At 56.9% G+C, this 22,473-nt stretch carries 24 protein-coding genes, 1 tRNA gene and 1 riboswitch; of the genes, 4 read left to right on the forward strand and 21 right to left on the reverse strand.

Translation table 11 applies throughout. From position 1 onward, the window contains the following. Positions 1–49: 49 nt before the first annotated feature. The 10 genes from speE to MGLY_RS01260 all read right to left on the reverse strand — a co-directional run bounded on the left by speE (position 50) and on the right by MGLY_RS01260 (position 9,887). Positions 50–901 carry a polyamine aminopropyltransferase gene (speE, locus tag MGLY_RS01215; RefSeq protein ID WP_156271371.1) on the reverse strand — a complete coding sequence of 284 codons (852 nt, stop codon included), beginning with the start codon at positions 899–901 and terminating at the stop codon, positions 50–52. Between the two features lie 72 nt (positions 902–973). Further along, positions 974–2,590 (reverse strand): Na/Pi cotransporter family protein, encoded by a 1,617-nt coding sequence (locus MGLY_RS01220; RefSeq protein WP_170290867.1) that lies wholly within the window; start codon positions 2,588–2,590, stop codon positions 974–976. Between the two features lie 35 nt (positions 2,591–2,625). Next, a complete protein-coding gene (gene phoU, locus MGLY_RS01225; protein ID WP_156271372.1) occupies positions 2,626–3,333 on the reverse strand; it encodes a phosphate signaling complex protein PhoU in 708 nt (235 codons plus the stop codon). A gap of 42 nt (positions 3,334–3,375) precedes the next feature. Further along, positions 3,376–3,900: a molybdopterin-guanine dinucleotide biosynthesis protein B gene (gene mobB / locus MGLY_RS01230; RefSeq protein WP_156271373.1), complete on the reverse strand. Its 525-nt coding sequence runs from the start codon at positions 3,898–3,900 to the stop codon at positions 3,376–3,378. A 35-nt stretch (positions 3,901–3,935) separates the two neighbouring features. Next, positions 3,936–5,195, reverse strand: a complete 1,260-nt coding sequence (locus MGLY_RS01235; protein ID WP_156271374.1) for a molybdopterin molybdotransferase MoeA — start codon at positions 5,193–5,195, stop codon at positions 3,936–3,938. A 52-nt stretch (positions 5,196–5,247) separates the two neighbouring features. Then, a complete protein-coding gene (gene mobA, locus MGLY_RS01240; protein WP_246187390.1) occupies positions 5,248–5,853 on the reverse strand; it encodes a molybdenum cofactor guanylyltransferase in 606 nt (201 codons plus the stop codon). A 17-nt stretch (positions 5,854–5,870) separates the two neighbouring features. Continuing rightward, positions 5,871–6,971: an ABC transporter ATP-binding protein gene (locus MGLY_RS01245; protein ID WP_170290868.1), complete on the reverse strand. Its 1,101-nt coding sequence runs from the start codon at positions 6,969–6,971 to the stop codon at positions 5,871–5,873. Next, positions 6,968–7,771: an ABC transporter permease gene (locus MGLY_RS01250; RefSeq protein WP_156271376.1), complete on the reverse strand. Its 804-nt coding sequence runs from the start codon at positions 7,769–7,771 to the stop codon at positions 6,968–6,970. Before MGLY_RS01250 ends, MGLY_RS01245 begins: the two co-directional genes overlap by 4 nt. Positions 7,772–7,813: 42 nt before the next feature. After that, positions 7,814–8,683: a molybdate ABC transporter substrate-binding protein gene (gene modA / locus MGLY_RS01255; protein ID WP_211661991.1), complete on the reverse strand. Its 870-nt coding sequence runs from the start codon at positions 8,681–8,683 to the stop codon at positions 7,814–7,816. 88 nt (positions 8,684–8,771) lie between these two features. Continuing rightward, a riboswitch (molybdenum cofactor riboswitch) is annotated at positions 8,772–8,909 on the reverse strand. Positions 8,910–8,972: 63 nt separating this feature from the next. Further along, on the reverse strand, positions 8,973–9,887 hold the full coding sequence (locus tag MGLY_RS01260; RefSeq protein ID WP_156271377.1) for a selenium metabolism-associated LysR family transcriptional regulator: 915 nt from the start codon (positions 9,885–9,887) through the stop codon (positions 8,973–8,975). A gap of 67 nt (positions 9,888–9,954) precedes the next feature. Between MGLY_RS01260 and MGLY_RS01265 the strand changes: the two genes are divergently transcribed. After that, a complete protein-coding gene (locus MGLY_RS01265; RefSeq protein WP_156271378.1) occupies positions 9,955–10,914 on the forward strand; it encodes an L-lactate dehydrogenase in 960 nt (319 codons plus the stop codon). Here MGLY_RS01265 and MGLY_RS01270 read toward each other — a convergent pair. Continuing rightward, positions 10,911–11,669: a helix-turn-helix domain-containing protein gene (locus tag MGLY_RS01270; protein ID WP_156271379.1), complete on the reverse strand. Its 759-nt coding sequence runs from the start codon at positions 11,667–11,669 to the stop codon at positions 10,911–10,913. The two genes, MGLY_RS01265 and MGLY_RS01270, sit on opposite strands and share 4 nt — an antisense overlap. 165 nt (positions 11,670–11,834) lie before the next feature. Here MGLY_RS01270 and MGLY_RS01275 point away from each other — a divergent pair, with 165 nt between their 5' ends. After that, entirely contained in the window at positions 11,835–12,251 is a 417-nt protein-coding gene (locus MGLY_RS01275; RefSeq protein ID WP_156271380.1) for a YckD family protein, read from the forward strand. A gap of 101 nt (positions 12,252–12,352) precedes the next feature. On the opposite strand, the gene ltrA is transcribed toward MGLY_RS01275, so the two are convergent. The 3 genes from ltrA to MGLY_RS01290 all read right to left on the reverse strand — a co-directional run bounded on the left by ltrA (position 12,353) and on the right by MGLY_RS01290 (position 15,483). Continuing rightward, positions 12,353–13,612, reverse strand: coding sequence for a group II intron reverse transcriptase/maturase (ltrA, locus tag MGLY_RS01280; protein WP_277997837.1), 1,260 nt, complete (start codon positions 13,610–13,612; stop codon positions 12,353–12,355). A gap of 669 nt (positions 13,613–14,281) precedes the next feature. Continuing rightward, the gene (locus MGLY_RS01285) at positions 14,282–14,788 is read right to left on the reverse strand and encodes a peroxiredoxin family protein (protein ID WP_156271381.1); all 507 of its coding nucleotides are present in this window, start codon (positions 14,786–14,788) and stop codon (positions 14,282–14,284) included. Between the two features lie 11 nt (positions 14,789–14,799). Beyond that, positions 14,800–15,483 (reverse strand): cytochrome c biogenesis CcdA family protein, encoded by a 684-nt coding sequence (locus MGLY_RS01290; protein ID WP_156271382.1) that lies wholly within the window; start codon positions 15,481–15,483, stop codon positions 14,800–14,802. A gap of 236 nt (positions 15,484–15,719) precedes the next feature. Here MGLY_RS01290 and MGLY_RS01295 point away from each other — a divergent pair, with 236 nt between their 5' ends. Next, on the forward strand, positions 15,720–17,141 hold the full coding sequence (locus tag MGLY_RS01295) for a glycosyltransferase family 2 protein (RefSeq protein WP_156271383.1): 1,422 nt from the start codon (positions 15,720–15,722) through the stop codon (positions 17,139–17,141). Between the two features lie 63 nt (positions 17,142–17,204). After that, on the forward strand, positions 17,205–17,393 hold the full coding sequence (locus MGLY_RS01300; protein ID WP_054935771.1) for a ferredoxin: 189 nt from the start codon (positions 17,205–17,207) through the stop codon (positions 17,391–17,393). 89 nt (positions 17,394–17,482) lie between these two features. On the opposite strand, the gene MGLY_RS01305 is transcribed toward MGLY_RS01300, so the two are convergent. From MGLY_RS01305 to ytaF, 7 genes are all read right to left on the reverse strand, one after another. Next, the gene (locus MGLY_RS01305) at positions 17,483–17,758 is read right to left on the reverse strand and encodes a DUF3243 domain-containing protein (RefSeq protein ID WP_156271384.1); all 276 of its coding nucleotides are present in this window, start codon (positions 17,756–17,758) and stop codon (positions 17,483–17,485) included. Between the two features lie 113 nt (positions 17,759–17,871). Then, on the reverse strand, positions 17,872–19,005 hold the full coding sequence (locus tag MGLY_RS01310; protein WP_156271385.1) for an amidase domain-containing protein: 1,134 nt from the start codon (positions 19,003–19,005) through the stop codon (positions 17,872–17,874). 357 nt (positions 19,006–19,362) lie between these two features. Next, positions 19,363–19,447: transfer RNA gene (locus MGLY_RS01315), tRNA-Leu, on the reverse strand. Positions 19,448–19,520: 73 nt separating this feature from the next. Then, the gene (locus MGLY_RS01320; protein WP_277997879.1) at positions 19,521–20,591 is read right to left on the reverse strand and encodes a nicotinate phosphoribosyltransferase; all 1,071 of its coding nucleotides are present in this window, start codon (positions 20,589–20,591) and stop codon (positions 19,521–19,523) included. Between the two features lie 49 nt (positions 20,592–20,640). Then, positions 20,641–21,195, reverse strand: coding sequence for a lytic transglycosylase domain-containing protein (locus MGLY_RS01325; protein WP_170290869.1), 555 nt, complete (start codon positions 21,193–21,195; stop codon positions 20,641–20,643). A 19-nt stretch (positions 21,196–21,214) separates the two neighbouring features. After that, positions 21,215–21,826 (reverse strand): dephospho-CoA kinase, encoded by a 612-nt coding sequence (gene coaE, locus MGLY_RS01330; RefSeq protein WP_156271386.1) that lies wholly within the window; start codon positions 21,824–21,826, stop codon positions 21,215–21,217. Positions 21,827–21,837: 11 nt separating this feature from the next. Continuing rightward, positions 21,838–22,461, reverse strand: a complete 624-nt coding sequence (ytaF, locus tag MGLY_RS01335; protein WP_156271387.1) for a sporulation membrane protein YtaF — start codon at positions 22,459–22,461, stop codon at positions 21,838–21,840. Positions 22,462–22,473 lie beyond the last annotated feature (12 nt).

Below are 22,473 nucleotides of genomic sequence, written 5' to 3' on the forward strand. Positions count from 1 at the left end.
ATATTACCTGGCCGGCACGGGGCGCGGGACCCAGTAGAGAGGGGCCCACCTAAAACTCCTCTTCGTCCCGCTTATCTAGAATCTCCTGGACGAAGGGTGGCAGGGCAAAAGCCCCCTGGTGGATGGCCGGGGTGTAGAAGCGGGTCACCAGCTGGGGTGCCTTTTTCCAGTCGACCTCCAGGGGATCATATTCCTTGCTCCCCAGGCTGAAGCTCCAGAGGCCGCCGGGGTAGGTAGGTACCGTTGCCAGGTACAGGCGGGCAATGGGGAATATCTCCGCCAGGTCACGCTGGATGCGGCGGATGAGCCTGCCGTTAAAGAGGGGGGACTCGGTCTGGGCTACAAAGAGCCCGTCCGGCTTCAAGGCCCGGTAAACGTTACGGTAAAACTCGGCACTGAAGAGACCTACCGCCGGGCCAATGGGATCGGTAGAGTCCACGATAATCACGTCATAGGTATTTTCCATCTGGCGGACGTGCTCAATGCCATCTTCAAAACGGATCTCCACCCGGGCATCATCCAGGCCGCAGGAAATCTCCGGCAGGTATTCGCGGGCGTTGGCCACCACCCGGGCGTCAATCTCCACCAGGGTAGCCTTTTCAATGCTGGGATGTTTGATAATCTCCCTGATAACGCCGCCGTCACCGCCGCCAATGACCAGGGCCGTACGGGGATTGGGGTGGGTATTTAATGGTACGTGGGCGATCATCTCGTGGTAAAAAAATTCATCACCTACTGTAGTCTGGATTATGTTATCCAGGAGCAACATGCGCCCGTAAGACTCCGTTTCCACCACGGCCAGGTCCTGGTAGGGCGTTTTTTCATGGTGCAGGGTTTTTTTCAGCTTGACGGATAGGGCCAGCCCGGGAGTTTGTAGTTCGGAAAACCAGATGCCTTGCAAAGTTAACAACTCCTTCCTTTTATCCAGAAAGCTATCATAGCAAAAAAATACCTTTACCTCAAGGCCTGCCAGTTAAATAATGCCCATGACCGCCTGGGCTATACTGACGTTATGGATGTTGAGACGCAGGAGCTGGTTAATCAGGTCCATGTGGACGGACGTGGTTTCCAGACTCAGGCGGTTTTCCTGCTGCAGGCGCTGGAAATGGGAGTAGCGCAGGTTCTTCTCCAGGCGTAAGATCTCGGGATGACCCTTTATGACCCTGGCGGCCATGGCTTCGTCACCGGTAGCAAAGGCCTGGATGGCCGTCGTAAAGTTCTCCTTAACTTTATTGAACATCTCCTGGAGTTCAGCCTGCCCCGCAGGGGAAAATTCCACCCCGCTGGCTTCGATTTTCCGCCACTGGTGGGCCATTTCCACCACCACGTCGCCAATATGCTCCAGGTCATTGGCTATATAAAGGAGCCTGGTCTGGGCCACTAACTGGTCGTCGGTAAGGTTACCCTGGTTCAACTGGGCAAGGTACCTGGCCACCGCCCGGTAGAGATAGTCAAGGATATTATCCAGGCCGCGCAGCTTTTCCAGCAACTCAACCTCCCGCTCGGCCAGGGGCTGCATCACCCGGGGAAACATTTCTTCCCGGATGATGCCGGCCATGCGTAAAAGCTCCTGGGTCGCCCGGGCCAGGGCCAGTTCGGGTATATCCAGGACTTTTGCCTCCAGGTATTTGGCCACCTTTTCTTCCTCGGGAGCGTCGGGGAGGATCCTTTCCATAAGGCGGCCTACCCACGGGGTAAAAGGAAGAAAGACGAGCATGTTAATAATATTGAAAAGGGTGTGGCCGTCGGCCACCTGGCGGGCAATATCCGGGGATGTTAGCCGGGATAAATGGCTGTACAGTCCCAGGAAGGGTAAAAAGAGGAGGACACCGGCCAGCTTAAAAAAGAAATGGGCCAGGGCCACCCTTTTGGCTTCCCGGGACAGGGCAATGCTGGAAATGAGGGCTGTAGCCGTGGTGCCCAGGTTGGCCCCCAGGACCATGGCTAGGGCAGGCTCCAGGGGCAGGGCTCCCTGGGCAGCCAGGGTCATGGCCAGGACCACCGTCGCCGCGCTGGCCTGGACGATGCCGGTAAAAAGGGTGGCCGCCAGCATCATTACCCAGGGGTGGTCGGCCAGGGGGCGCAAGGCAGTCGTAAAGCCGGGCAGGGTATTTAAGGGTGCTACGGCCGTACCCATGAGGGCTGCCCCGTAAAAAATAAGGCCAAAACCGAGGATAGCCTGGCCCAGGTGGTGCCAGCGCAGGCGCCGGGCAAAAAGGTAGGGGACGAGGCCGGCGACCACGGCCCAGAGGGCGTAGTCGCTGAGGCGCAGGGCAATGAGCTGGGCCGTCAGGGTAGAGCCAATGGCCGCCCCCAGGATGACCCCCAGGGCCTGGCCCAGGCTCATGAGTCCCGCGCTGACAAAGCCCACCAGCAGCACCGTGGTGACGGCGCTGGTCTGGAGGAAAATGGTCACCACCAGCCCGGCCAGCATACCAAAGAAGCGGTTTTTCGTTACTGCCCCCAGGAGTTGCTGCACCTGGCGGGCCGCCGCCTTTTGCAGGCCGGTGCTGATGAGGTGCATCCCGAAAAGGAAAAGGGCCAGCCCCCCTGCCAGCCCGGTGGCGATGGTGAAAAACAACGTGCTCAAGCTATTATCCCTCTAAATTGCCGGTGTTGGCCCTTTTATTTCCCCAACCCCGGCAGGACGGTTTTCTGTGGTCCCTGGTAGTCTTTGAAGGCGCGGCGCTGTCCTGTCTCCCGGTAGACGACCATCTCGGCCACGTTCACGGCATGGTCGGCAATACGTTCCAGGTAACGGGCCACCAGGGCGAGATAACTGGCCTGGTCGACATATTCCGGCCCCCGCTTCATAAAGCCCACCAGTTCGTCGTACAGGTCTTCAAAAAGACGGTCGACAGCGTCATCGGCCCGGACTATTTCCCTGGCCGCTTCCAGGTCGCGGTCCACCAGGGCCTGGAGGCTGTTCTTCAGCATGGCCCGGGCCAGGTCGCTCATCCGGGGAATATCCACCAGGGGCTTAAAATACGGTCCCAGGCGGGTGAGGCGTTCGGCCACCTCGGCAATATTGACGGCATAATCGCCGATGCGTTCCAGCTCTTTGCCCACCCGCATTACAGTGGCCAGGGTACGCAGGTCTTCGTTAGTGGGTTGCTGTAAAGAGATCAGGTCCAGGGCCGCCATCTCGATATCGTAATCCAGGTTATCGGTAACATCGTCCCCCTCAATCACCTGCCGCGCAAGATTGCTGTCCTGGGCCTTCAAGGCAGCCAAGGCCTTATCCACCTGGCCGGCAACATAATCACCCATCCGTAAAATTTGTTTTTGCAATTCCAGCAGCGCCCGGTCATAGGCATTAAGTGGCCGGCCCATAGGACTCCCTCCAGGACAAATTTACCTTATATATATTCCTCGTCAATGGCCCTGTTGCCTGGCCCGGCCTGCCGGCGCCAGGATCCTGGCTTCAATCAGGTCCACCAGACCGGCAGCATCATCCAGGTCATAACAAGGGACGTCAATGGCCAGGGGTTCGTCGGTGGCCACGGCCAGGAGTTCTCCCGCCGTGCAGAGGAGTTCGCCCCCTACGGCCGCCCGGTGGACTTCAATCTTGGGCTTGTCGCCGCGCTTGTAGCCCTCGGTGATGATGAGGTCGACATGATGGAGGCGTTCCGCAATGGCATCCAGGGGCAACTCCGTATCTACCTTTTCAATGAGGGCCATTTTGGTGGGTGAAGAGATGACGACCACGTCGGCCCCGGCTTCGGCGTGGCGCCAGGTGTCTTTGCCGGGGCGGTCGATGTCAAAGCCGTGGGTATCATGCTTGACGGTAGCGACCCGGTAACCTCGCCGTTTTAATTCGGGCAGGAGTTTGGTGAGTAATGTTGTTTTCCCGGCGTCGGACTTGCCGACAACGGAAATAATAGGGGTTTTGCTTGTCATGGAAAAAAACCTCCTTACTTTTCTCGTTGTTCCCTTCAGCTAAGTATAATCACCGTGACTTCCTCCCCGGGACCGGGAGCAGTACCGGGGGGCAGGTCAATGAGAGCGTTGGCCCCTATAGCAGCGCGGATGCCGCCGGGCCGGCGCGGCAGGGGTGTGACCTCCCAACCGCTGCCGCTGGCCCGGGCCTGGGCCCAGAGGAAGGCCCGTTCCACCCGCGGCCGGTCGATGGCCGCCGCCAGCCTGGCCGGGAAAGTTACCGGCGCCGGTTCCCTACCTCCCAGGGCCCGGATAACCGGCCTCGCCAGGAGGTAACAGGCCACCAGGGCTGCCGGCGGGTTGCCGGGCAGGCCCAGCATCAATTTTTCCCCGGCGCGCGCAGCTATGATCCGCCGGCCGGGACGGATGTTTAGTTCCGTAAAAAGCACTTCGCCCCCGGCCCGGGTAAAGGCGGCGGCTGTGTAGTCACCGGCGCTGCCGCCGGCACCGCCGGTGGTGAGGAGTAAATCGCCCTCTTCCAGGGCAGACCGGTAGGCCCTTACCTGTTCCTCCAGGTTATCAGCCAGGGGACCCAGGGATATTACCCGCCCGCCGGCAGCTTCTACGGCCGCTGCCAGGGCGTAAAAGTTACTATTATATATGCAGGGAGGGACATTTACGCCGGGGTAACCCGCCTGGCTGCCGGCAGGAGGGCCTGCCTTGCCGGCCGGGTCCAGCAACTCGCTCCCGCTGGTGGCCAGGACCACCCGGGGGCGCTGGTAAACTAGCACTTCCCGCAAGCCCAGGGCGGCTAAAAGGCCGATTTCCGCCGGTCCCAGGGTTGTACCGGCGGCCAGGACCTCTTCCCCTGCGGCCACTTCGGCTCCGACGGGTTCCAGGTGGCGGCCGGGAGGCAGGCCGGGTACGCTGATGAAATCACCCCGGCTCCCTACCAGTTCCCGGGGGATGATGGCTACCGTCCCCACTGGAGGCCGGGCACCGGTAAAAATGGCTGCCGCCGTCCCCGGACTTAAGGTTATCTCCGAGTTGCTGCCGGCCGGAACCGTCCCCAGGAGGCGGTAGATTACCCCCGGACCCGCAAGCCCGGTAGGGAGGGTACCAGGGGCGGCAACCGGCGGCCCCAGGGCGTAGCCGTCGACCAGAGAGCGGGGGAAGGGAGGAAAGGGACCCGGGGCTGTTACCGCTGCCGCCAGCACCCGTCCAGCTGCCTCCTCCAGTTTTACTTTAACCCGGCCGGGCGGTTTTAACCCTGCCAGCAACAGCGCCCGGGCCGCCTCCAGGGATAAGGGTGACATTCCATTGCCTCCTTTCGCCAGGAATAGACGAACCTGCCATCAGGGGGGCGCCTCACGGCAGGAGGTCCTTCTCATGCAGCATTCGCCGCGCCCGGGCCAGGTCGGCCGGGGTATTGATATTAAAGAATATCTTCTCCGGGTCGCTGCAACCTGCCAGCCGGTCAACGTCCACATAACGCACCTTCACCCGGGGATAAAAGGCAAAGGCCTGGTAGTTTCCCCCTGCCAGGCAATCTTCGATGGCCTTTAAACAACCCCGGGAATAAACGGCGTGCAGGGGCTGCAGGTACTCACCCCGGCGCGGCACCACCACATCATAACCCGGCGCCTGTTCGAGGAGGTATTTGATAAAATCCGGGGCCAGGAAGGGCATGTCGCAGGCCACGATAAAATTGTGCCAGTACGGCGAGGCCAGGAGCCCGGCATGGAAGCCGCTTAAAGGTCCCAAATTGGGGATAACGTCCGGGACCAGGCGCACCTTTAAGTCCTGGTACAGCTCCGGGGTGTTGGTGACTACGATTATCTTGGGAAATAACGGCCGTAAAGCTGTCACGACCGTGGCCAGCATGGACTCCTGCCCCAGGGGCAGCAGGGCTTTATTGGTACCCATACGGGTACTTTTGCCTCCTGCCAGGACGATCCCGGCTGCTGTGTACACTGCCAGTTGCGCCTCCGTTATCCTTCTTCATCTACCGGCAAGACCCAGAAAGAATCTTTTTTTAAAGATACAGTCACGTGGTTACCTATACTGATAGCCATGTCATGGTAAATATAACCCGGCAGCTCCAATTCAATCTCTATTCCTGTACCGGCAAGATCTAAGAACAATAAGTAACTGCCAAACTGGTCAAAAATCCGCCGGACAGTGGCGGGAAAAATATTGGACCGCACCCTCGGTGTCAAGGGACGGTCAGGGCGGATAATAACGACTTCCCGTGGGTTGATGCCAAAATGAATTTTATCGCCTGGCTGTAAATGAGGGATTGCCGGCAGTCTAAAATCAAGTCCCCGATCATTTTGAGCTACAATTTCTCCGGTTGAAAGGGTAACCACCCTGCCACTAAAGGTGTTCTGGTTTAATAATAATCTGGCTACTGCCAGGGTGGCTGGCCGGCGGTAAATCTCGTCCCGGCTGCCTATTTGCTGCAAGCGCCCGTCAATTAAAACGGCAATTTTGTCCCCCAGGAGAAAGGCTTCCTGCAGGTCATGGGTGACCTGAACAACTGTTACCTGGAATTGGGCAAAAATCTCCGGGAGTAAAAAGATTAGCTGCCTCCTGGTAAAGCTATCCAGCGCGGAAAAAGGTTCATCCATCAGGATAATATCGGGTTCCACCAGCAGGGTCCTGGCCAGGGCCACCCGCTGTTTTTCGCCACCGCTTAAAGTCAGAGGATTAGCGCGGCTTAAAAGGTGTTCAATGCCGAGTAAAGCTGCTAATTCCCTGGCCCGCTTGCCGGCCCTGGCAGGCGGGATCCGGTTGGGACGGGCGCCAAAGGTGATGTTTTCCATGATCGAAAGGTGGGGAAATAAAGCCAGGTTTTGTTGAATATAACCAATCTTCCGTTCTTCCGGCAAAGCACGGGTAACGTCCCGGCCGGAAAAGAGTATCCTGCCTTTCCGGGGTTTTTTAAGGCCTGCCAGGGTATCTAACAGTACCGTCTTCCCGGCACCGGACGGCCCCAAAATAATCAGATATTCGGCTTTATTTACCCTGAAGGAAATGTCGCCCAGGTAAAAACCGGGCCCTGCTACGGTTAGATTTTCAACCTGGATCACTGGTACAATGCTCCTTTATCCGTCAGTAAACGTAAAGCCAGGAGAATTAAAAAAGCCATCAAAACTATAATGCTTACCAGGGCCACTGCCTTTTCGATCTTTACAGCAGAGAGATTTAAATAAATGGCAATCGGTAAGGTCTCGGTTTTCATCTTGGTAGCTCCTGCCAGGGTAACGGTGGCGCCAAACTCACCCAGGGCCCGGGCCCAGGAGAGAATAAAGGTAGCCATAATACCGGGCCTGGCCATGGGCAAAGTCACCCGCCAGAAGGCCCCGGCCCTGCTTTCCCCCAGGACCCGGGCCGCCATTTCATAGGCCGGGTCGATGGCGTCAAAAATAGATTTCATCAAACGAATGGCCAGAAAAATGACAATGGTAGCCTGAGCCACAATAATGCCGGTCACGTTAAAAACTACCGAAAAAAAATGCTCCTGAAAAAACAACCCCGGAGCTGTGTTAAAAAAAATTAGCAGCATCGCCCCCAGGGCAACGGGTGAGATGACCACTGGCAGATCCATAATGGTATCGATCACCGCTTTAGCCGGCACGCTAAAGCGCGACAGGGCATAACCGGCAGGGATGCCAATTAAAAGGGCCAGCGCAGCCACTGCCAGGGCCGATTCTAAAGAGAGGGCCAGGGCAAAATGAACTTCTTTATCTTTCAAGCTGCTGAGAAGTACTTCTTTGTTCAAATAGCTAACCTGGGAGAATAAAAGTAGTAAGATATACATTAACACCATGGTAAGAAGGCCGCTAAAAGCCATGGTAAAGGCCCTGGCGGCAATTTTTTTCCGGCCCACTTTCCTTCTTCACCCTCATTCTTAAAACCCTGGCCTGGTAGCTTAGCGCCAGTCTGCAGGCAACTGGTATTCGCCCCCAACCGGCGCCTCCGGAGCAAATTTACGCGCCTCTTCAACGCTTCCCAGGTAACCGTATTTCCGAAAAACCTCTTTGCCCTGTTCTGAGGTGAGAAAAGCCAAAAATAAGGCGGCCAGCTCCTTTTGTTGGGAAAAATTAGAGATGGCTGCGGGAATATAACCAATGCGGGTTACTTGTTCCGGCGGCAAATAGATTGTTTCAATCTTGGCCGGGTCCCATTTTTGGAAGACATCCCAGCCGATAACGGCGTCAACTTGCTTTAGGGCTACCAGGTTGGCTGTTTTCTCGCAACTTTCCGCATAAGTAACAATGTTCTTTTTAACCTTATCAGCCAGGCCAGCTTTCTCCAGGATTTCTACCCCATAAAGGCCTACGCAAACCGTCTCGGGACGCGCCAGGCCCACCCGCATCCCGGGCCGGGCTAAATCGTTTAAAGACCGGATTCCTTGCGGGTTGCCCTTCGGTACATTAATAGCCGGTATAAGGTAAACCAGTATCTGTTCGGTTTTGGCATCCACAACGCCCTCTTTCTTGGCCATTTCCATGAAATCAGAAGAACCGGGGATGTAAATATCGCCCTGGCGGGACAATTTCATCTGAGAAAGGACGCTACCCGAACCGCCAAAGGTAAGGTTGACTTTAACGCCGGACTTTTGCATAAAAAGCGTAGCAATCTCCTCCAGGGGAGGTTTACTGGCGGCCCCGGCAAAGACCTGCAGTTCTTTAGTTTCTCCTTGCCTGGCCGGAGTTACACTTTCCTTTTGCGAGGTACAACCAGCTAAAAAAAGAAGTGCCAGCATAGTAATGACTACCATCTTCAAGATTCGTCTCAAAGTTAATCAACCTCCCGCAATTTTATGAGCCTGCCGGCCCTACATAAGTAAATGCCCCGGCTCGCAAAGGATGCCGGGGCGTCATTGACCCTGCCACGCCGCATCTCCTTTCCGAGCAAGGGAGGCAGGCCCGTTTCCCGGCCTACCCCGTGGGTAATGCGACCCAGGCCGGTGTCCCATAGGCTGGCAGCCCTTAGGTAACACCGGCTCGGAGATGGTATTTAATTTATTTCATCATACCCTTATCCCTTTGTCCCGTCAAGATATTGAGAAGAACCTTTACTATCGATCAAGTATTAACAGGTAACGGGAGCTGGAGATGGTGTTTTTCCAGAAAGCAGGCAAAGGCCTCGGCAGCCGGGCTTAAGGGCTGGCGGCGCCGGACCAGGTACAGGTCGCGTTTCAAATTTACCCCCTGGAGGGGAACGGTAACCAGGCGGCCGAGTTTGACGCTTTTTTCCACCGCCCAGCAGGTAACCAGGGAAATACCCAGGCCGGCCTCCACGGCGCTGACAATGGCTTCCGTACTGCCCAGCTCCATGACCACCCGGGCCGGATCGACGGTGAAACCGGCTTTTTGCAGGCGTTCTTCCACTACCCTGCGGGTACCGGAACCGGCCTCCCGCCAGACCAGGGGCTCGCCCTGTAAATCCAGTGGATTTGCAGCAGTAACCCCGGCCAGGCGGTGCCCTGGCGGGACAATGAGGACCAGTTCATCCTCTACCAGGCGGCTATAGGAAAGGTTCCGGCCCCGGCCCCCGGCGCCGACAACCCCGAGATCGATTTCTCCATCCTGCAGGCGCCGGATCACCTCCTGGGAGTCGGCAATCTCTACCACCACCTCCACCCGGGGATATTCCCGCCGGAAACCGCCAATCAGCCTGGGCAGGATATACTGGCCCGGCGTCGTGCTGGCCCCCAGCAGCAAGCGGCCCTTCACCAGCCGGGTTAGTTCGGCCAGTTCCCGCTGGGTTTGTTCCAGGTGACGGGCAATGGCTTTAGCATGCCGGTAACAAATCTTCCCGGCCGCCGTCAGCCGCACCTCGCGGCCCCGGCGTTCAAGTAAACGCAGGCCGTAGTAATCCTCCAGGGCCTGGAGCTGCTTGCTAACCCCCGGCTGGGTAAGGTGCAGCTCCTCGGCTGCCGCGGAAAGGGTACCTTTTTCTACCGTGGTAATAAAAGTTAACCAGTAATTGAGGTTCATAATTTACGGCTCCAGTTCCTGTATAACCCTCCTGGTAACAGTGGAGAATATGCCTAGAGGTGATATTATGGCCCTGCAGGGCCCGGCCAAAGTAGCCATCATCGGCGCCGGCTATGTCGGCGCCAGTACCGCCTTTGCCCTCCTCTTCAGCCCCATCGTCAAAGAAATGGTCCTTGTCGATATTAACCGCACCCGGGCTGAAGGGGAAGCCATGGACCTCGCCCACGCGGCCACTTTGATCCGTCCCGTAAAAATTTATGCCGGCGGCCCGGCCGATTGCGCCGGCGCGCGCATTATCATTTTCACCGCCGGTGCCAACCAGCAGCCCGGGGAAACCCGCCTGGACCTGGTGCACCGCAATACGGCCATTGTCCGCGAGGCCCTGCCGCCCCTTTTGCAGCACTGCCCTGATGCTTTAATCCTCATGGTGGCCAACCCGGTGGATGTCCTGACCTATGTGGCCTGGAAGATCTCGGGGCTTCCGGAAAACAGGATCCTGGGCTCGGGGACTGTCCTGGACAGTGCCCGTTTCCGCCACCTGTTAAGCCGCCGCCTCCATGTCGACCCCCGCAACATCCATGCTTATGTCATCGGCGAGCACGGCGATACCGAAGTGCCCGTCTGGAGCCTGGCCAATGTGGCCGGGGTTGACCTGGAGGAGTTTTACCTCCTGGACGGTACCACTGAAGATGAGGCCTTCCGGACTGAAATAAGCTACCAGGTCAGGGAGGCCGCTTATGCAATCATCGAACGCAAAGGGGCTACTGCCTATGGCGTAGCCTTAGCCTTGAGCCGGATTACCGAAAGCATCCTCCGGGATGAGAAGAGCGTCCTCACCGTTTCCAGCGTCATTCGCGGCCTTTACGGCCTTGAGGGTGAGGTGGCCTTAAGTCTCCCCTGCCTGGTAGGCAGCCAGGGGCGGGAAAAAATCCTGGCCATTCCCCTGGGAGCCGGGGAACTGGCTGCCCTCAGGCACTCGGCGAGCATCCTCCAGGAAATTATCGCCCGCCTCCGTCTCCCGGGTTAGTGGCAGCGTTTATAGAGCTGGATAAAATTGAGGATAAAGCGGAGTTCATCTTCGGTACAATTGCATACCAGGCGCAATACAGACTGTACCTTGGGTTCCATGAGCAACCGGCGTACTTCGGGGCTCATCTGGTTAAGTACCTCATCCAACCCGGCATCGTCAGCTATAAAATAACAGGGGGAAATATTCAGGACTCCGCCTATTTTTTCCAGGGTTTTTAAGGATGGCTGTACCTTCCCCTGTTCAATCTGGCCGATGAGGCCGGCCGAAACCCCGGCGGCCCGGGCCAGGTCAGCCTGGGTAAGACCCTGTTCTTCCCGGGCCTGGCGCAATTTATGCCCCAGGGAACCGCCCGTACCGATAATTGCACTTAAGGGGACATCCAGAGCGGCAGTAATTTTTTTCAGAGTATCGATGGCCGGGTAAACATTACCCCTCTCTATTTCACTCAAGTAGGAAATGGAGATGCCGGCTTCCTCGGCCAGGGTGCTCAAACTTTTACCTCGCTTTTCCCGCAAGAGCCGGATCCTGTCCCCCAGGGTGATGCCCCTCTCGTTACCGGCCTCTACGAGTTGTTCCCGGGGTAAATTTAAGGCCCTGGCAATTCTTTCTAGGGTTTTCAGGGAGGGCTTTTTGGCCCCCCGTTCGATTTCACTTAAGTATGAAACTGAGACCTCCGCTTTGCTGGCCAGGTCCTGAAGTGAATAGCCCCGTTCTTCCCTCAGTTCCCGGATGCGTTTACCACAGACGCGCATTCTCTTTCGCTCTCCCGGGAGATAATTTAAATTAACTTATAGTATTATCGAACAAAGTATAAATTAAAAGCTCCAGCCCTGTCAAGTTTCAAATTTTCTTCATACTTTGCCCATATTTTTATCATACCTGCCGGATAAAATATACCTCGAAAGGAGGTGGCGCGGGTGACGAAAAAAATTGCCCTCGTCCTCGCCATAATTTTAATGCTGGGAGTGCTGGCCCCTGCCGCCTTTGCGGCCATAACGGACCAGCAAAAGGCGGAGATTGATGCCCTCTACCAGCAGATTGTCCAGTTGCGCCAGCAAATTATCGACAAGTATGTTGCAAGTGGCCAGCTGACTAAAGAGCAGGGAGACTTGATGAAGCAGCACATCCAGCAGATGGAAGAGTACCGGGCGCAAAACGGTTATGGCCCGGGTTTTGGACCCTGCGGTAACGGCTATGGCATGATGGGCGGCTACGGCATGATGGGCGGCTGGGGCCGCGGTTTCCGGGGCGGTTTTGGGAATAACCCCAACCAGGATAACCAGAATTCTGCCTTCTACGGCCCCGCCATGATGCGCGGTTACCTGGGTCTATAAAGCCACCGTTTTTAGTCTTACCAAACTTAAAATCGAGTAGGAGGGGGCGGCTAGCCCCCGTCCTCTCACACCACCGGACATGCGGGTCCGCATCCGGCGGTTCACCAAGCTTGACGAAGATAAGAATAGCGCTCGGTTAAGCTCATCAGGCCCTGGGATTGCCAGTAGGCATTGCCCAGGGCTCTATTCATTGGCCCATGGGCCATCCGCCACAGCCCTTTGCGGGCATTGGCGAATTCATGCACTACCCATTCCGGCAATCCCAATGCGCGTAGTTCGCGGTACCTGGTCCGTACTCGCTTCCACTGCTTCCAGAGACACATGCGCAGCCTCCGCCGCGTCCAGCTTTCTAAGTTCTTAAAGATGCTGGGCGTGTCGGCCAGGGCGAAGTACCCTATCCAGCCGCCCAGGTAGGCGTTCAGGCGCTCTATGCGCTCGGCCATCTTTAAGGGTTTATTCCGGGCGGTTATCTCCCGGATTTTCGTTTTCACCCGGTCGATGGTCTGCGGCGCCAGGCGGATAAGGATTACTCCTGCCTTGTGTTTGTACATGCTGAACCCCAGAAATTTCAGCTTCCACGGCCGGTCTACCGCGCTCTTCTGCTCGTTGATCTTGAGCTTCAACCGCTCCTGCAGGAAGTTGCGGATACTGGCCATGACCCTTTCTCCTGCCCGTTTGCTTTTGACGTAGATGTTGCAGTCATCGGCGTAACGGACGAACTTGTGGCCCCTCTTTTCCAGTTCTTTGTCCAGGTCGTCCAGGAGTATGTTGGCCAATAACGGGCTTAAGGGTCCGCCCTGGGGCGTTCCTTCTGCCGTCTCCATGACCACTCCGTTTACCATGACGCCTGCCTGGAGATAGCGGCGGATAAGGGTAAGTACCCTCTTATCTGCCACTTTCCGGGCCACCCGGGCCATGAGGATGTCGTGGTTTACCCGGTCGAAGTATTTCTCGATGTCCAGGTCCACGGCCCATTCGTATCCTTCTTCTACGTATTGCCGCGCCTTCTTTACCGCATCATGGGCTTTCCTTCCGGGACGGAACCCGTAGCTGGCCTCTGAGAACTGCGGTTCGAAGATGGGCGTCAATACTTGCAGGAGGGCCTGCTGGATTAGGCGGTCCATTACGGTGGGTATCCCTAACATCCGTTTGCCTCCCCCGGGTTTCGGGATTTCGACCCGGCGCACGGGCTTCGGTCTGTAGGTTCCCGCGAGCAGTTCTTCCCGGATGCGCGGCCACTCGGCGCGTATTTGGTCCCGCAACCGTTCGGTCGGGATGCCGTCCACACCGGGCGCGCCTCCGTTCCGCTCTACCCGTTTCAGCGCGGCCAGCATGTTCTCCCTGGCCACCACCTGCTCCATCAGGCCGCTACCTTGGCCTCCGCGAGGTGACGTCCCGCTTTGTGCCGGAGAAGAACTCGGCCCTCCCGCGCTCCCCCGTGGCTTCACCACTTCTTCCCGCGGGCAGGCCCCTTGCGGGGTTTTCTGCTGTCTCTGTCCTTCTCGCGAACGCACCGGTTTCACCTCTGACTTGATGTTCGGGCCTTCCCCTGGAGTTCATGACCCCCAGGGTACTATGCCCTCTGCTGACTCCTGCCGGTTCAGCCGTACCTTCCGATACGGTTTACCAGCTCTCCCTGGCTTATCCGGCAGGCCTCCCCGGGTAAGAGCGTTAACCTTCGCCCCGTGCCCGCCCCATATACTCTACCGTCCCTTGGCAGCCTGGGATTTCGCTGTGTTCCGCCAGCTTATCCGAACGGTCTAGCCTCGTATGGGGTTCTTGTTCATCGGGCCGTGGCTTTGCCTCCGGCTTCCTTCGGATCCCACCTCGCGATGGACACCCTTGCCTTTGGCTAGCAGACTGGTGCTGCCTCGCCTGCAGTGGACTTTCACCACTAAGTTAACGCCCATGCCGGGCGCACGGGAAACAGCCCCATAATAAAAATGGGGCTGTTTTTCTTAGTTTCTACTCATGATGAAAACTAAGCCACTGCTGCCCATTTTGTTTCGATATTCCAGGTAACAGGCAGGTCAAAGAAGATCCTTGACAAGATTATCCAGTTCTCCTGGCCCCAGGGGCCCCTGTTTGACCCGGCGGATCAGGCCCTGGCGGTCGATGATAAAGGTAGTGGGGATGCCGCCGACTCCGTAGCTCCGCGCTACCCGGCTGTCGTGGTCCAGGAGTACAAGGTAATTATGCTCCTTATTTCCCAGGAAGGCCCGGATGCCGGCCTCTGTCTCCCGCTGCATGATATTGATGGCCAGGACCTTTACCCCCCGGTCTGCCAGTCTCCCCGCCGCCGCGTCCAGTTCCTCCATTTCGGCGACACAGTAGGGGCACCAGGTGGCCCAGAAGTTCAATACTACCACCTGGCCCTTAAGGCTTGCTAGACTGACCTGGCCGCCATCCAGGACTGGCAGGGCAAAGGAGGGGGCCTGGACCTTGTTGCCCTGGCGTCCCGGCAGGATGAAGGAAGCGGCCAGGACAGCAAACATAATGACAATGATTATGAGGGGCACCTTCCAGTTTTTCGGCATGGAAACTCCTCCTAGATAAAAGTATTTAGCCGCCCGAAAAAGACCAGCAACCCCATAATAATAAGTATAATCCCGCTTACCAGGGATATAATGGGTAAATAACGGGAAAACTGGCGTAAAAGGCGTAAAACCGGTCCCAGGGCCAGGGCGCTGACGATAAAGGGCACTGCCAGTCCCAGGGAGTAAAAGGTGAGGAGCAGCATACCCTTAAAAAGGGTGGCCTGGCTGCCGGCATAAATCAAAATAGAAGCCAGGACCGGACCGATGCAGGGCGTCCAGCCGGCGGCAAAGGCCATCCCCAGCAGAAAGGAAGGGGCGGTACCGGGAGCCCGGGGCTGCAGGTGCCACTTTTTTTCTTGACTTAAAAAGGGCAGGCGGACAATTCCGGCCACCTGCAAACCGAAGAATATAATCAGGATTCCCCCGGCACGGTTTAAAAAAGGACAGTACAGCTGGAGCAGGGAGCCCAGGCCGCCGGCCGAGGCCCCCAGGAGGATAAAGATCAGGGAAAAACCGGCGGTAAAGAGGGCCGCCCGGCCGGCTAAAAAAGAGCGGTCCAGGTCCTCTGCCTTACCGCTAGCTACAGCCGAACCGCCCAGGTAAGTAAAATAGGCCGGCAATAAAGGTAGAATACAGGGAGAAAAAAAAGATAGCATCCCGGCGGCGAAGGCCATGGCTATAGACCCGTTTCCCAAGATCATTCACCTCTTTTTGATTATATTATTTTTGCATTACGCCGTCAATATAATACTGCCAGGGAAAGGGATGAAGTCGTACGCAAAGCAAATGAGACAAAAATCCTGACAAATGACCCCTTTACTATCTGGAGAATGTCTTTTGCCTTTGTACCGTCATTAAAACCAATTGGTGGCAATGGCTTCTAATGCTATAATAGTTGGCGGTGCAATTACCCTGATTGGGGGAGATAAGGATGGATTGGGAAATAATAAGCCCTGCCCAGGTTTTATATCTAATTGCAGTTGGCTTTTACCTGCTTTTTTTCGCCCTCTTCCTGAGGTACTTCTTCTGGAAGTGGTATTCCTACCGTAATTACTGGAGCAAGCGGTTAGCCCTCGATAGGGAAAAAGTGGCGGCCCTGGCAGCTAGCAAAAACCTGGAGCTACCTTTTTTTACGATTCTGGTCCCGGCCCGCAACGAGGCCGACGTTATCGCCAATACCATTGAACACCTGGCCTCTTTAAATTATCCCAATGAGCGTTACGAGATCCTGGTAATTACCGACGAAAAAGAAGCCCTGGCCAAAGCTTCCGGTGAACACACCGGTCCCACGACCATGGAAGTAGTGGAGGCCAAGATCCGGGAATTTGCCAGTCGCCGGGATGTACCGCAGCTGAAACACTGTAGCGTTCCCTATGATTTTGACGGGCGCTTCCGGGGTTCGCGCCGGGGCTACAGTATTCCATCAACTAAAGGCCGGGCCCTGAACTACGGCCTGGAGTTTGTCGATCCCAGGACCACCATCTGTGGCTTTTACGACGCTGAAAGCCATCCCGAAGCCGATGTCCTGCTCTACATAGCCTGGTCATGGCTGAACGACCCCCGGGAGCGTATCTGGCAGGGGCCGGTTTTCCAGGTTCGTAATTTCTACCAGCTCGGCGTCATCACTAAAATAGCGGCCATTTACCAGGCCATTTCCCATGAGATCTACCTGCCGGTATTGATGAGAAAGTTGCCCTTCGTAGGGGGTACCAACCTTTTCGTAGGGCGGCGCCTGCTGGAGCGCATTGGCGGTTATGACCACCGCGCCCTGACAGAGGACCTGGAACTGGGGGTAAGGGCCTACCTGGAAACAGGCGTCTGGGCTGAGTATTTCCCCTATTTCAGCACCGAACAAACCCCGGCCACCCTGTATGCCTTTTTCCGGCAGAGGCTGCGCTGGGGTAGCGGTCACCTCCAGGTGTGCGATAAATTCCGCTATGCCTACCAGTATTCCTGGGATAAACGGGGGCCCCTCCTGCACAATCTTTTCTGGAAGGGCCAGGGAGAGTGGCTCCTGTACCAGGGAGCCGTCCTGGTACCCCTGTCCATCCTTTTCCTGGGACTGAACGGCGGGCTGGATCCCTCCATCCTGCCCCTGGGTTTTCGGACAGTGCTCCATTACCTGGTATTTATTTACTTTGCCTTTACTTTTTATGCCTATGGCCACTTCAGCCGCCATATGGCGCCGGTTACCTGGTGGCAGCAGTTAGGTGGGGGGCTGCAGCTCCTGGCCCTGCCCTTCGCCAGTTTCTTCCTGCCGCTACCCTACACAACGGCTTCTATCATGAAGGCTTTGAACCGCCAGCCCCAGACCTGGGTGAAAACACCGCGTACTAAAGAGGCAACTCGCTAGTATGAAATGGCGGGCGGCGGTGCACAATAGCAATACTTTGGGAATAGACTTGGGGGGATGACTTTGAAGGTTAGCGTTGATCAGGATCTCTGCATTGCCTGTGGCACCTGCATCGACCTGTGCCCCGGTGTTTTTGACTGGGACGATGAAGGGCTTTCTCACGTTATCGTGGAGGAAGTACCGGAAGACGCCGAGGATTGTACCAGAGAATCCATTGAGTCCTGTCCGACCGATGCTATCAAAGAAATTTAATCATGACCGGGGATGTACCCAGGCCCGGTTCCCGTACTATAGGAAAGTAAAGTATTTAAGGGGAGCTATGTTTCAGCTCCCCTCCTTTATTAATGGACCATATCCTCCTGGCGGCGTCCATCACTCACCATCCTGGTAATCAGGGCTGCCAGGACCCGCCTTTCATCTTCGCCGGCAACGTCCCATAGCTCTTTAATGACCCGTTGCTCCCGGTTCATAGGGTCAACGTGTGCCGCCAGCCAGTTGCCCAGGCGAAAAGCTATATTGTTCATGGTTTTTTCCTCAAAACCCAGTTTTCCGCCCAGACTAACCACCATAGAAAGGGAATCCTTCCACTGTTCCCATTCTTTTTCCTGATCAGGCATGCCGTCACCTCCAGGTAAAAATAATTGTTTGCGCTAGTTTATCCCCTTTAAGTCCTGGTTTATGCGGGTAGCTGGACTTTCCTTATTCTTGACACGGGCTGGTAAAACGAGGGTCAATAGACTACCTGGAGGAGCCAGTAGATGGTCCGGTCCTTCCAGCCCATGTCCCAGGGGACATGGTAACGGTCGGCCGTATGGCTGTCGACCAGGACATAGCCGGCCGAATCCCGGCCTACAACCACCGAGACATGGCTTAAATCGCCCCCTTCTTCATAACCGATGATGTCACCCGGTTGCAGGGCGTTGACCGCCCCGCAGGGGTAATTAGAAGTGGACCGGGTTACTTCCTGGAAATCACCCCGGGCCAGGCGTACCGCCAGGCCGCTGTCCAGGAGGTAATAGACCAGGGCGGCTGCCTGGGCCCAGGCCTGGCTGCCCTCGCCGTTATGGTAATTCCACACCCAGTCCCGGGGTAAAGCGCCGGCGTTTTTGTCGCTTAACACCTGGGAAACAAAATTGGCACAATCGCCGCCCAGGCCGGTGAAGTCCCGGTAAGCCTGGTTATAGCGGCCGTCCCCGGGACCCAGGCGCACGCCGCTGTAGCGGTCGGCATAGGCCACCGCCGCCTCACGGCGGTATTTACCCTTTACCGGCGGCGGTAGCGCCTTGCATACAGCCGTGCCGGGGGCGATTTCTGGTTTCAGGTCGTCGGTTTCAAAGGGGTCCCAGTACCAGTCGCGGTTAATCAGCCAGCGACCGTCCCGCTTGACCAGTTCCACCCAGTGGAGGGTACGGAACCCCATCTGGTTAACTGTTTTTTGCGACTCCCCCTGGTGCCGGTAACTGAGGATTAGATGCTGGGATACTGAGGCCCAGCCCTTTTCCCCTTCGCTACCGCTATCGACAACGGCCAGGTCCAGGTGACTGCCGCTCAGGGTTACCTGGCGTTTTTGCAGCCATTCGCGGACGTATTTGATGCGGCCGATCTCATGGTTAAGGGCAAACCGGCCGCTGGTCGTCGTGGCGTCATAAAAAGCCTCCAGCCCATCATAATTACCGTTGACCAGGGCCCTGGCCCGGGCCGTGAAGATGGTTGTCAGGTGCTCCGTCAACTCCCCGGGGGCGGAGGGCGCCATTACCGGCAAGTCTTGCTGATAAAACAGGAAAAAGGCCATGCCGGCCAAGAGGATGGCGCCTGGAACTGCCAGCTTCATCCACCGCCGGCGCAAGAATAAAAGCCGGCCCACCTTCATCCCCCTCGCTATCAACCTCGTTAATGTATATTCATTAAGGGAAAAAGATAAGACCCCTGCGGGGTGATAGAAGTTTAAATTACACTAAACCTGCATCACCCCCTACATCCTCCACATCATCGCCGCTTTCTCTCCGCTTTTGTTCCTGTTTTCACAATTAAGCATGGCTTAATTATATGGTGGGATTGACTTTGCGTTGCCTTTTCGCCATAAAGTAATAAACCTCCTCACTGCTAAAGTATTTTAGTAAGCAGGTTAAAGGAGGTTTACTACCCTTGGCCGTATGCGGTTCGTCAGCCGCGATACGTCCCATTTAATTTTAAAGTTTTGGAGCCCTTTTAAATCAAGATTTGGTGCGGCGAGCGGGAATTGAACCCGCACGGGTGTACCCATACGCCCCTCAAACGTACGCGTCTGCCAGTTCCGCCATCGCCGCACATCTGGCATGTTTAATTATAAACCCTGGACGGTCTTCCTGTCAAGGATAAGACCGGCTTGATCACCGTTCTCTACTTGAGTTTTTCCAGCCTGGGGTTGGGGATAATTCCGGGCAGGCGACCGCGCTTGGCCACCGGGCGGCCGTCGACCTCCTTTAAATCCATGGTCATATCAATGGGGGCCGCTCCGGAAATATAGCTACCCACACCAAAGGCATCGGCTCCGGCTTCAATGAGGGCGCGGATACGCTCCGGTGTCAGGCCGCCGGAGACAAAAATCCTCACATGGTTAAAGCCGGCGGTATCCAGGCGGTAGCGCACCTCCCGCACCAGCTCCGGGGTAACGCCGCCCCGCTCGCTGGGGGTATCCAGGCGTACCCCGGCCAGGGCTGGCCCCAGGGCTGCTGCTACCCGCAGGGCTTCTTCCGCTTCGTCCTTAAAGGTATCGACGAGAATGGTCCGCTTAGCATCAGGGGGCATAAGGCGATCATAGGCCAGGGCTCCCTCGACGGTATCACCAATAATGAGGAAAATGGCATGGGGTACTGTCCCCTGGGGCTCCTGGCCAGCCAGTTTGGCCGCCAGGATGCAACTCGCCCCGTCGGCGCCGCCGACAATGGCCGCCCGCTCCATGACCGGTGCCACCGCCGGGTGAACGTGGCGCGCCCCGAAGCAGACAAAGGGATGTTCGCCGGCCGCTTCCCTGATTTCCCTGGCCGCCGTAGCCCAGCCACTGGAGCTGGCCAGCATCCCCAGGAGGGTAGTCTCAAAGAGGCCAAACTCACTGTACGGCCCCTGGATCCGCATGACCACTTCCCTGGGTGAAAAGGCGCTCCCTTCCGGTAGCCCCCAGATGGTAACCTTTTTCTCCTGGAGCAACTCCAGGACCTCATTGACGCCGCAGAGGATGCCGGCGCGGCGGGGAAAAATTTCCGCCGTCACAATGGTGTCAACCTTACCCAGTGCCTTGAGAATCTCATAAGTACGGACAAAATATATGTCGGTAGTTACCCCGCCGGCTATCTCGTCATGCTGGGCGGAATAGAAGCGCCTGCCAGGTGCTATCTGGAACTGCCGTACCTTGGCCAGGGAATCCATGACCTCCGTCGCCATTAAAATCCACTCCTCGACCTGTAAGTTCATTTTGTCAAAGGTTTCCCTATATTATTCGGCTTCCACGGCCAAATACCTGCTAGCGCACATCGGGATATAAGATACGGTATATCCGGTAGTTCTGGAGCACCTGGCGGGCAAACTCCCGGGTTTCGGGGAAGGGAACCTGGCTTAAGTTGCGGCTGCTGCCGTCCCAGATGCCCCTCTCCAGCCAGTTATGGACATTACCCCGGCCGCCGTTATAGGCAGCCAGGGCCGGGGTGAGGTCACCAAATTCTCGCAGGAGCTTAGCCAGGTACCAGCTGCCCAGGCGCAGGTTATATTCCGGGGAAAAGAGCCGCTCAGGATCGTAAGGCAGCCCCAGTTGCCCGGCCGCCAGCCTGGCTGTTTCCGGCATCAGCTGCATCAACCCCCGGGCACCCTGTGCGGACTGGGCCCGGGGATAAAATTTGCTTTCTACCCGGGTGAGGGCTGCTACCAGGAGAGGATCCAGCCCTTCCTGGTGGGCATAGTTGACGATAATTTCCCGGTAAGGGAGGGGATAAAGGACCCGCGCCGCCCGGGGCAGGAGAAAAGAAAGCAGCGCCGCCACTACCAGCAGCAGCCACAGGTAACGGCGCCAGGTTTTTATCATGAAGTACCACTCACTTTTTCTATGACAACCTTCCTGCTCGCTGGAGTTCCTGCCAGGCTGCCAGGACGGCGGCGCGGGTGGCGCTCAAATCGCCACCGGTAGGAATAATCCGGGTGGCGTGGCGCAACCTTTCCCTTTCGCCCATCTGGGCCCGGAGACGGCTTTCAGCTTCCTGGGGCGAGAGGTTGTCCCGTTCCATCAATCTTTTTAACCGCACCGTTGCCGGTGCGGTTACCACCCAGATGGCATCCACCATGTCGTCCATGCCGGCTTCAATTAAGAGAGGTGCCTCAATAACCACCACCGCCTCCGGATCATCCTGGCGTAAAGCCGTTATTTGCTCCTGGACTTTCTCCCGGATGCGGGGGTGGGTAATGGCGTTTAACAGTTCCCGGGCGGCAGCGTCGCTAAAAACGATCCGGCCCAGAGCTCGCCTGTTGAGGTAGCCATCAGGCTGTAAAATCCCCCGGCCAAAGGCGGCGACAATGTCCCGGTAGGCAGGCTTGCCGGGAAGCACTACCTCCCTGGCTACCTGGTCGGTGTCGATGACTATAGCCCCCAGTTCTTTTAAAATCCCGGCCACAGTGCTTTTACCGCTGGCAATACCGCCGGTAAGGCCGATAATAAACATCAACATTGCTCCTACCATCGCCAGACTCCAATGGCGATTAAAATTAATCCCGGGAGGGCCGCCCCGCGCCAGCCGGCTTTTTCTGGCTGCCAGCGTCGCCCCAGGACCAGGCCTGCCTGGACCAGGAGCAGCTGGCAGCAGCCAATGAATACAGGGGTCAGGAAGAGGGAAAAACCGGCGGCAGCGGCGCCAAAGCCTATCCCCAGGGCATCCAGAGCCAGGGCCAGCCCCAGGGTCAGGGCCTCCTGGCTGCTAATACTTCCAGAAAAATCCTGATCAGCCCGGCAGGGTTCCTTTAAAATCTGGATTACCAGGCCCAGGCGGGGGAGGCGCAATTTTAGTAAAGTCGCACCTTTCACCCGGGGTTCGTCTTTTTTCAGGTAGGCTTCAAAAATAATGGTCAGTCCCAGGGTTAATAATATAACAGCCCCCAGGCGCCCGGCAAGGACCGGATTAAATATCCTGGCCACCAGGTGACCGCCGGCCATGGCCAGGACACTGACTGCCGTGGATACCAGGGCAATCAGCCCCAGGGAAAGCCAGGGCAGCTTAATCTTCCTCAGGCCATAGGAAAGCCCCACACCCAGGCCATCCAGGCTGGCGGCCAGGGCTAAAAGTAGCGTTGCCAGTAACATGGTAGTTTATCC

The sequence above is a fragment of the Moorella glycerini genome (genome assembly GCF_009735625.1).
Classification (GTDB): Bacteria; Bacillota; DSM-521; order Neomoorellales; family Neomoorellaceae; genus Neomoorella; species Neomoorella glycerini.